Source organism: Serratia sp. HNCC26DJ206 (genome assembly GCF_057180605.1).
On sequence record NZ_JBXUGP010000068.1, the window covers coordinates 1 to 7249 of the forward strand.

The 7249-nt window shown below is 44.3% G+C and carries 7 protein-coding genes; 2 read left to right on the top strand and 5 right to left on the bottom strand.

The annotated features are described in order from the left end of the window. Window positions 1–121: 121 nt before the first annotated feature. A complete protein-coding gene (locus tag AC2A1E_RS23570; protein ID WP_484385768.1) occupies window positions 122–679 on the bottom strand; it encodes a hypothetical protein in 558 nt (185 codons plus the stop codon). 129 nt (window positions 680–808) lie between these two features. On the opposite strand from AC2A1E_RS23570, the gene AC2A1E_RS23575 reads away from it, so the two are divergent. Together AC2A1E_RS23575 and AC2A1E_RS23580 are read left to right on the top strand one after the other, a co-directional pair. Beyond that, on the top strand, window positions 809–1699 hold the full coding sequence (locus AC2A1E_RS23575; protein WP_459402443.1) for a LysR substrate-binding domain-containing protein: 891 nt from the start codon (window positions 809–811) through the stop codon (window positions 1697–1699). Window positions 1700–2335: 636 nt separating this feature from the next. Further along, window positions 2336–2572, top strand: coding sequence for a hypothetical protein (locus tag AC2A1E_RS23580; RefSeq protein ID WP_484385769.1), 237 nt, complete (start codon window positions 2336–2338; stop codon window positions 2570–2572). Between the two features lie 184 nt (window positions 2573–2756). Here the strand turns inward: AC2A1E_RS23580 and AC2A1E_RS23585 are convergent, their stop codons facing one another. Genes AC2A1E_RS23585 through AC2A1E_RS23600 form a run of 4 tightly spaced genes read right to left on the bottom strand, consistent with a single transcriptional unit; the run spans window position 2757 to window position 7069 of the window. Further along, window positions 2757–3824 (bottom strand): SAVED domain-containing protein, encoded by a 1068-nt coding sequence (locus AC2A1E_RS23585; RefSeq protein ID WP_484385770.1) that lies wholly within the window; start codon window positions 3822–3824, stop codon window positions 2757–2759. Window positions 3825–3832: 8 nt separating this feature from the next. Then, window positions 3833–4303 (bottom strand): Mov34/MPN/PAD-1 family protein, encoded by a 471-nt coding sequence (locus AC2A1E_RS23590; protein ID WP_484385771.1) that lies wholly within the window; start codon window positions 4301–4303, stop codon window positions 3833–3835. After that, window positions 4296–6029 carry a ThiF family adenylyltransferase gene (locus tag AC2A1E_RS23595; protein ID WP_484385772.1) on the bottom strand — a complete coding sequence of 578 codons (1734 nt, stop codon included), beginning with the start codon at window positions 6027–6029 and terminating at the stop codon, window positions 4296–4298. Before AC2A1E_RS23595 ends, AC2A1E_RS23590 begins: the two co-directional genes overlap by 8 nt. After that, window positions 6026–7069, bottom strand: a complete 1044-nt coding sequence (locus AC2A1E_RS23600) for a nucleotidyltransferase domain-containing protein (RefSeq protein WP_484385773.1) — start codon at window positions 7067–7069, stop codon at window positions 6026–6028. Before AC2A1E_RS23600 ends, AC2A1E_RS23595 begins: the two co-directional genes overlap by 4 nt. Between the last annotated feature and the right edge of the window lie 180 nt (window positions 7070–7249).

A 7249-nucleotide genomic window follows, 5' to 3' on the forward strand; every position in this document is an offset into this window, starting at 1 on the left:
CTCACCGCCAAATTTGAAGAGAGAGCCTGAGCGAAAGTTCAGGCTTTTTTGCTTTTATATTCCCCGAAAGAGAGGGGTGAGAACCTTCGACAGGGTTCGACAAAATGGCCTGCCATTTTGCTCATGCAATATCACACTCCGCGATTCGCGCAGCCAACGCGCCCAATAAAACCAGGTCGATCAACAGTGCGATAGCGAAATCTGGCGATGCATGAGATTGGATCAGCAATATCACCGCCAAAGTCGTGGCCATACTCGCCAACAAAGCAGCAGCGGTGCCGACACTGATGTTGGCCAGCGGCTGCAACAACGCTGTCGTTATCTGGCTAGCACTGCCCAACCCAATGCCACCAATGACGATTCCCGGCAGCATAGCAAGCCAATCATTACGACCGACCAGTATCAACAGCAGCAATCCCACAGCAGAAAGCACCAGACTTTTCCATAACGCGGCCAGGGTTCTCTGTTTCTCCTCCGCCAACGTGCGCATCAACGCGACTCCGCTGGCAAAGGCTAACAACAATGCCAGCAACAGCGTGATGATGACCTCCGGCCTTCCCCACCAAACGTTAAACAGCACAACGCCTACAGATATCAACACGCTAAACACGATGCTCCGAGCGATCGCCCCCGGTTGCCCAACCGCGTCTGCGGCGCTCCTTTCTTCTGGTGATCTCATAACGACTCCTAGCACTGAAGCGGATTGATGAAAAAATCTCACCCCATTAATCGAATGTGATCACACTAACCTAGGTATATACTCATGAAAAATTCATAGTTTTCACCTTTAGATGAAAATAACTCAGCCATGAAAAAAGCACACCTACCACCGTTAGGCACTTTGCGCGCCTTTCATGCTGTTGCCAGCTATAGCAGTTTTAAGCGGGCCAGCGAGGAGCTCAGCGTCAGCGCAACGGCGATTAGCCATCAGATAAAATTGCTGGAGTCGATACTGGAATGTCAGGTCTGCGAACGCAGTGCACGAGGGGTTAGCCTGACCGAGGCTGGCGAGATTTTATATGCTGGCACGCAGCGCGCCTTTGCGGCTCTGGAGCAAGCCGCCGAGAGAATTAAGCTCTCCCGCCAGCCCCCTACTCTGACGCTCACCACCACCTCCAATTTTCTTACTAATTGGCTGGTGCCGCGCTTGGCCGATTTCAAGGCTGCATTTCCGGCCATCGACCTGCGTTTGCATACCAGCGTAGAACGAGTTGATTTAACGCAGCACAACGTAGATGCCGGTATTCGCTATCGGGAAACGCCGGAGCAAACATTACACTCTACCTTACTGTACGAGGATCGTTTTATCGTGGTAGCAAGCCCGGCATTGACGCTGACAACAATCGACGATTTGCGTGCGCTCACGTTGCTTCATGTTGAAAACCGGCTCGTACCTGCGAACGCCCCGAGCTGGAAAAACTGGCAACGGAGCTATGGGCCACAGAATCTGAATGTTGTCTCGGGGCTGACTTTCAGCGATGAAATGCATGCGCTGCAAGCGGCGATGGCGGGACAAGGTGTGGTTATCGCCAGCCGGTTACTGGTACGAGACCTGTTACAACGCGGCGTGCTACGTGCACCGTTCGAGATGTCATTGCCCGGTGCCAACTATTACCTGGTCACCACGGAGGAAACGGCACAGCGCCCCGATATCATCACGCTGCGCGATTGGCTATTAAGGAAAATAACGCCAAGCTAATAAACATAACAGGTCACCAGACGTCTATTATATGTATGATAACTATCAAAAATCATTCAGCTATTTAAAGTCAAAGGATACTAAAGTGCCCGAAGCATTCTTGCTTTATCAAGTGCTAGAGTCCATCTTTTGCCGCCATTTGCCCACAATCAGGATTTGGTGGCTTTATACTTTAGATTGATCGTAATCGGCTGGTTTTTGAGTCATTACCGCCCGCTTTCACTCATAGCTACAGCTCTCGATACTTCTTGCGGGCAGATTAGTGCCAGCGGACGTTGCTAACATCACGTAGGGAGCAGGTCAGGATACCGAAGAGCAACGATTTGCAAAACGGCAATGGATAATGGCAACCTGAAGGCAAAAAAATGGAGGTGTGATGTTTACCCCGGAATTTATAAATGAAGAACGCGGTGAGTTTATCCTTGTAGCCAACCACAGCCTGGCATCCACAGAATCTATACAATTCAGTATTGAATATAATCTTGCCAGAATATCCTACGGGCAATCCCAGCTTCCACCGCATATTCGAAGCTGTCGGGTCGTCTATGACATCAGAGGACAATCAATCCCTGACGCAGTCTTAGCCCAAATCCGCCGAGCGCTTGAACTGGTAGCTATTGTGGAGTTTAAACGCTGATGGGACTCCAGTTAATTGTAAAAGCAGATCGTAAGAAGATTGAAAAAGCTTTAGGGTCACTTACGTCAGAATATGAGATTTTCCCGATTACAGAAGGCCTATTTGGTATTTCAATACCTGAGAAAAGTATCTCATTCGTGGGTGAAGATATTGTTTTACATAAACTTGAACAACTAAAGTATTTTGACCTTTGGCAGGGATCCTGGCAAAAATCCAAGCGACGTTGGTTCTGGTAAAGTTCAACTCAGAGCGAACAGTGGACGTTCATAATTGAGTCGCCATGGTTCTTGCTAACAATGCCGTGTGTCAATCAACTGGGAACAGGTCACGTTAATTCTATAGCATGACATCTTGAACTTGAAAGCCTGGATTTCCACAGGCTTTATTAAATTATAGATATTCAATAATCTCTCACGACAGTTAACTAATATCTCGCCCTGTAACTCTTAAAGACCATTCATATTTATTGGCAGCGGGGTTCCAGTGCCATATTGTTACTACACCGTGTAAGCCCTCCTGGTAGAGAGTACCCAACCGGACGACAACTGATGCTTGAGCAGAAACAAAAAGATGCACTTCATCTGCCTGTTTTTTTAATTCTGAGATAATGTAACTAAGGCTATTTACTATTTTTTCTTGCTCCTCCTCCTCAGGAAGATTGTCAAATCGGAATCCTGTATTAAGTTGAGCATGCAAAGTGTGTCCAATAAATTCAGCAGGAAGATCTTTTTCTAAAATTTCCATCGTAAAAGAAATTGCAAGACCTATGACTCGCCCATTATTTGATGGTACACGTTTGCTGTCAGTAATTTTTCCCCCATTGTAGAATTTTATTAAATTTGCATTTGTTGGAGGAGCATCAAGGGGATGGAAAGCATTTTTATCTCGGTCAAAATCAAACAACTTTCGAGGCAAATGCCCATCCGTCATAAAGCTACCAAGCATATATAAATATGGCACGCTGCCAAGTGCAGCAACATAAGCGGTTGCTGCACCAGTATGATGTATTCTTTCTCTAATTGTTTGCCGAATAAAACTTGCTTTGTTCAGGTTGTTATTTTTATCTCTTGAATCAAATGCTTTAAAGTCCACATGCAAAATTTTTGCTTTCTCTCTGAAAGTGAGGTTTCTCTCTGCAGCTTGCGGATCAATATTTTCAAACCCATATGCACGGATTAGGGCAATATCTCGCTTACTCAAATCCCGAAGGGCAAGAAATACGCAAACACACCATAAAATAAAGCCGATAGCAACAAAAAAAAGACTAACTAGCAGAGCAATGTCAGAGTATCTTTGGTAAGTTAAACTTACCCCGTCAATAGCATCACTATATTTTTTAATAAAAATTTCCGAGAAAGCAATGTTAAAGGTCCAACCACCAACCAATCCTGTCATTCCTAAGCCCAACAAACCAAGTGTAAGTTTGGATAGTTGATCTTTAGGTCTAAAAACAATCTTAATAAGGTAAATTAGTGTTGCTTTGTCCATGGTTGTCCTCAGAATTCCTGTCGCAGGAGATTTTCATTATCAAAATAGTAAAGCGCGTTTTTTTCTGTCCCAACAATTAAAAAAAACAGCCTCTTCCCTGGATTGCGTAATTTACATTGCTTCCAGTCCATAATATCGGTGTATGAAGCATGAGGATTTTTTTCAGGATGCGTATGCCATGTGCCAAAATATATCAATTGACCTTCTGAGCTCTTATATAAGCGATCGACTATACGCTGATGCTCGGGATCCCTGAGAGTAAAACTCATTCTTGAACAACGGTCTCCTTTCTGCGGAACTGTAATTTCGACTAAGCCGTAACGCTCAATCTCGAGGTCTTTATTACCAATAACAACTCCAAAAGCTTCCGGAGCCATCGGTTTGATCTGCCTATACTCCAGCCAGATATCACGTACTTTCTTTGAGATATATAGACTGAAATGTTCAGTCTCCACAGTTAGCGCATCAAAATTACTCATTGCAGATATCACACGCATCATTAAGCAAAGGGAGCACCTCTAATGTCCGGATGAATGCATGGTACCTCCCGCTTAGTTTGAATCCATTCACTGTCGCATCCTCAGAGTTCCCTTTCCAGCTCACTCTGGATGATTCCCTAATCTTACCAAGTAGGCATTTAATACTGAGATCAGCCGTAATGAGCGCGGTTTGAGTCGAGGCTATGTAGGTATAAGGCAGAAATGCATCGCCACATCCGGCATGATTTTTAGTTAAATCTTGATTCGGAGCCAAAAAATTCAGGTTAGAAGCCAGCCCTCTTGAAAAATCAGCGGGGTCGACATATGCACACCGTAAGCAACCTTTTGTTTCGGGAATTGCCAGAACTGCGTGTCCACCTATACCATATCCTTCAACCCATGTATTAATCACCGGAACATTGATTTTTTCGTTATTCAAGTAGTCGTGAAACAATCGCTCCTGAGTAGGTGCTCCTATCGCTATGATGATAAGGTCATACTCCATCAGTAATTCACGACGCCTTAAATCCAGTAACTTATTAGTATAATTTTTAACTTCCAGCCACGGATATTTGCTGGTGAGGCTGTGCCACAATGCTTGCGATTTATGGAATGATACATACATCGGAGGCAAAATATGGCGGTATAGGTTATTCAGGGAAAGTGTATCTGGATCATATAAATCTAAACAGCCAACACCAGAAGCTGCGAGTTTATCTGCAACGTCGCCTCCCACAGAACCACACCCCACTATCATAACTTTTTTGTTAAGAAGGGATTGTTCTGCTCCACTCCTGGGCATAATTCTTTCTTTGTTAAAAGTTAATACCTCGACAGGTTCAAGTAACCATTCAGTCAGATGAGACTGTTTGAAGGGCAACGTTTTTCGACCTTTGCCAGAGTGCTTTTGGGAAAAATGAATTCCAAACCATGTGATTCCAGAAGGGGTTCGAGCACTAAAGACTAACCAAAACTCATACGAACGCTTTTGAGCAAATTGTTGTGTTAATTTGGTTAGCACATCCACCGGTAGTTCTGACAGCAGATCAAGATACCAGTCAGCAAGTTCATCCTTTTTCCATGGTGCTGGTTTTGCCACGCTTAACGGCACAAAGAATCCTATGCCATTTGAGGACTTGCGATCCTTTAGAACCTGATTAATTGGTGAAAAAGTATTTTTAGAAACTGAACCTTCTGAATATCCTAAAAAATATTGACCCAAGCCTAAGTGGCCTTTTCGTGGTTTAAGAACGCACAACTCTTCTGCTGTTTCGCTTTCAGTTAAACAAAGAAACGGGGTTGTGTCTTGCTTGACGATGCTCAACCACCCAGCTTCAAATTCCCGAAGTAACTCCTGAGTATTCCATTCGCTATCACTCAAAGCCTGAGTTAACAAAGCAACATGTCTTTTGAGCGATTCTTCAAAAGCGAGCTCAGGCCGTTCAAAATTCACGGAAACAGCATCAGGTACATTCACACAAATACTTGCAAATAGACTTCCAGGATTGAATGCGGTATGTGCGAGTCTGGGCAGTGCTGATGGGTCGGCAAGGAAAAAGCTGGGCATTTTTGAGAGCTCAGCAACAGTGAAATGCCAAAGAGTAACTGGCAGACCATTAATTTCCAGCTCGACGGTTAAGCATCCGATTTCTTCCGTCTTCGATGGAATTGCGGATACCTTGTATCCGCATTCGTTCAAATGATTCAGAATGACTGAATAATTCATGCGCCTTGCGATGTCCCCACTACTCCGGAAGAAGCAAAAACGGTTTTGACAGCATTTGACGAAGCAGATGAAGTCGCTGCGCATTCAGGAAAGTCTTCACCAAATACACTTCGTAGCAACTCACACTGCTTAGACTCTTGCTCTTCATCAGCAACCTTATTCAAGGTTTTCAAAAGAGCGCTAAGCTTGTTACGAAACTGGGTACCTGTCGCAACACTACTGCCGTGGAAAATGTCCCTGTTAGGGCTTACTGGAAGCGCAACGTTGACCCTGTATTTTTCCAACTCAACGAGAGTGAAATAACTACGATAGTTGAGAATGTGATTAATGGTTTCTCTCAGCGCAGTGAGATCATCAGGAAAACCTTCATCGTTAATCGAAGAGTTGAAGGACTCCTTAACCATTACCGCAATGCCGATGGAGTAAATTTTGCGACGTACATCATCGCCAAAAGTGAAGTTTCTCCAGCGCTTGAGGTATCTGACAATACGCCGGTACTGGTCATGCTTATTCGAGCCATATGTTTCATCAGAATCATAATCATTGACCCAATCGATGAGCTCACGCGGTGAGGCTCTAGCCCACTCACGATTCTCCTCATCTGAATGTCTCTTGCCAACGGCTAATTCGTACTGTCCATTATCGTACTTGCGGTAAACTGGGATATCGATATGAAGGTCATCAGCCTTGTAATCAGCAGTTACACAAGGTTTTTTGATTTTGGCATTTTTAAAACCCCGTTTTTCCAGCACTTCCAGAACTGCAAGCTTGGGTGTTATTGGGTTTTCAGGAGCTAACCCTGCTTCAATAACAATGGCACGGTCAATATCGAAATCCTGCCCTTTTTCCCGGATACCAGTGAAGGTTGCCAAAGATCCTTGAATGAAATCCTCAATGACCGGGTATCCATCCTCTTTGAATCGGTCAACGATATCAGATGTAATGCTGTCATCCTTGAGGCGGGCCGTTGTGTACTCTAGGTCCTTCCTGCCTAACTTAATAGCATCATGAAAATTCTTAAATTTGTTTTGAAGACTCATACTTACCCCGCATTTGTTGTGAACAAAATTTGAACTGGGGGCGCTTCGCTTGATTTCAAGTGCACAAGTAAAAAATAAGTTAGTTCTTATTGACGTAAGTGAGAATGTGTAAATTTTGAGCCATTGACCTGCTACCCATTAATGAAAACAGCGTAATGTTTGTAATGTCTGCTTTTGGCA